This window comes from Armatimonas sp. (assembly GCF_043760365.1).
Taxonomy (GTDB): Bacteria; Armatimonadota; Armatimonadia; order Armatimonadales; family Armatimonadaceae; genus Armatimonas.
Window position 1 is genome coordinate 1 of sequence record NZ_JAYUPA010001058.1, and the last position, 2,529, is coordinate 2,529.

At 58.3% G+C, this 2,529-nt stretch carries 1 protein-coding gene; it reads left to right on the forward strand.

What is annotated here, in order from left to right; genetic code table 11:
• Positions 1–31: 31 nt before the first annotated feature.
• A complete protein-coding gene (locus ACH2EH_RS27035; protein WP_395146606.1) occupies positions 32–2,419 on the forward strand; it encodes an ATP-dependent RecD-like DNA helicase in 2,388 nt (795 codons plus the stop codon).
• Positions 2,420–2,529: the final 110 nt, after the last annotated feature.

Sequence of the window (2,529 nt, forward strand, 5' to 3'; positions counted from 1 at the left end):
AGTGGCTGAGGGCGAAGTATAATGCTTGCATATGGCTTTTACCCCCCGAACCCGCGAAGAAGGCGAGACCTACCGCCCCACTGAAGCGCTGGAGTGCACGATTGAGCGTGTGACGTTCCACAACGAAGAGAATGGCTACGCGGTGCTTAAAGTCCTGCCGATGGATGCACGCGACAAAGTGAAGGCGGATGTGATTGCGGTGCTGGGGAGCTTCTCCAACCCCGTGGTGGGCGAGAGCCTGCGGATTTTTGGCTGGTGGGACAAGCACCCCCAGCACGGCAAGCAGTTCAAGGCCGTGCGCTACGAGGTGATCCGCCCCGCGACGGCGGCGGCCATTGAGAAGTACCTCGGCTCCGGGATGATCAAGGGGATCGGGCCAAAAGCCGCTGAGTGGATGGTCAAGAAGTTTGGAGTGAAGACCCTGGAGGTGATCGAGCACCACCCGGACAAACTCCAGGAAGTCAAGGGGATTGGGGAGAAGAAGGCGCTGATGATCCAGGCGGGCTTTATCGCCCAAAAAGAGATCGCGGCCATCATGGAGTTCTTGATCGGCCACGGGATCACGCCCACCTACGCCGTCAAGATTTATAAATATTACAAAGAGCGTGCTATTGAGCAAGTCGAGAAGAATCCGTACCAGCTCGCCACGGACATCTGGGGAATCGGGTTTCGTAGCGCCGATAAGATCGCGCTGAACCTTGGGGTCACCTACGATGCCCCGCAGCGCCTGGAGGCCGGGCTGGTCTACGTGCTTAATAGTGAGATGGAGAGTGGCGGGCACTGCTACCTGCCCCAGAACGAGCTGGTGAGCAAGGCGGCGGAGAACCTCTACATTAAGTCCGCCGACGATCTGCCCGAGCACGACCAGGCGCACGAGAAGGCGCAGCTCGGTCAAAAACTCGAACCGGTTCTGGCCGATCTCATCGCCCGTAGTCTCTTAGTCGCCGAAACTGTCGAGCTGATGGGGCACGAAGAGGTCGCCATCTACACCCCGAGCTTTCATACAACAGAGAAAGCCGTCGCCGATAGAGTCCACCAGCTCCTCAACTCCCCGTGGCGCAACCGCCCCAAGCCCGCCGATATTGATAAGATCGTCGAGAGTCTCCCCGGCCACGAAACGCTCTCCGAGGAGCAAGACATGGCCGTGCGCCGCGCTTTGAGCGAGAGCGTGCTGGTACTGACAGGCGGCCCCGGCTGCGGGAAGACCTTCACCACGAACTTTATTGTCCAGGCACTCGAAAAGCTGGGGCGGCGGATTCAGATTGCGGCTCCGACGGGGCGTGCGGCCAAGCGTGCGGCGGAAGTATCCGGGCGGGAGGCGAAGACGATCCACCGAATGCTGGTCTTTGATCCCGAGAAGAAGGGCTTCAAGCACGGGCCGGGCGAGCCGCTGGAGCTGGACGTTCTGGTGATTGATGAGTCCTCGATGCTGGACTTAATGCTCACGCACAACACGATCCGTGCCATCCCCGACGGGGCGCAGATTATCTTCGTGGGCGATGTGGATCAGCTCCCGAGTGTCGGGGCGGGCAATGTGCTCAATGACTTGATCCAGTCTGGGCGCGTCCCCGTGGCGCGGCTGACGCAGGTGTTCCGGCAGGCGGCGGCCAGCAAGATCATCACCAACGCCCACGCCATCAACAAAGGCAAGATGCCCACGCTGCTGCCGCCCAGTGAGGCGAAAAACGGCGCGGACTGCGTCTTTATCGAGGTGGACGAGACGGAAGATTTGCTTCAGAAGATCAAGGGGATTGTCGCCAAGAGCCTGCCGAATCTGGGGTTCAAGCCCGAGGAGATCACGGTACTCTCCCCGATGCAGCGCGGCATGGTGGGGGTGCGCAACCTAAACGAGGAGCTGCAAAAGATCGTCAACCCGCCCCATGCCAGCAAGAATGAGCACCCACGGGGCGGCATTATCTTGCGTGTCGGGGATCGTGTGATGCAGCGGCGCAACAACTACGATAAAAATGTCTTTAATGGCGATGTTGGTTATATTGGTTCGATTGAATCCGAAGAGCAAATATTGATTGTTGATTATCCAGAAGGGCCAGTAGAATATGAATTTAACGAAACAGATGAACTAAACCATGCCTTCAGTTTAACAACGCATAAAGCACAGGGCTCAGAGTATCCAGCGTGTGTTATCATTGTTCATAACACGCATTACATGATGCTTCAACGCAACTTAGTCTATACTGCACTCACAAGGGCTAAGAAATTCGCGGTGATTATCGGGACACAGTGGGCGCTGAAACGCTCAGTTTCGAACAAACATGTCCAGCCGCGCTACACACGGCTGGCGCAGCGCTTACAGAATCTCGTGGAAGGAATTGGGACGAGCGGGCTACCGGGAGCCGCCAAAACAGGTCGTGAGACCCGCGAGCTGCCCACGCCACCACTACCCGGGCGGCTGTTCTGATCCCGAACCCATCCCCCCGGCCCCCTTCCCTCAGGGCAAGGAAGGGGGAGGTTGGAGGGGGTCTTCAACCCTCAATGGGACAGGGAGGGTGGCATAGTGAGGAACGAACG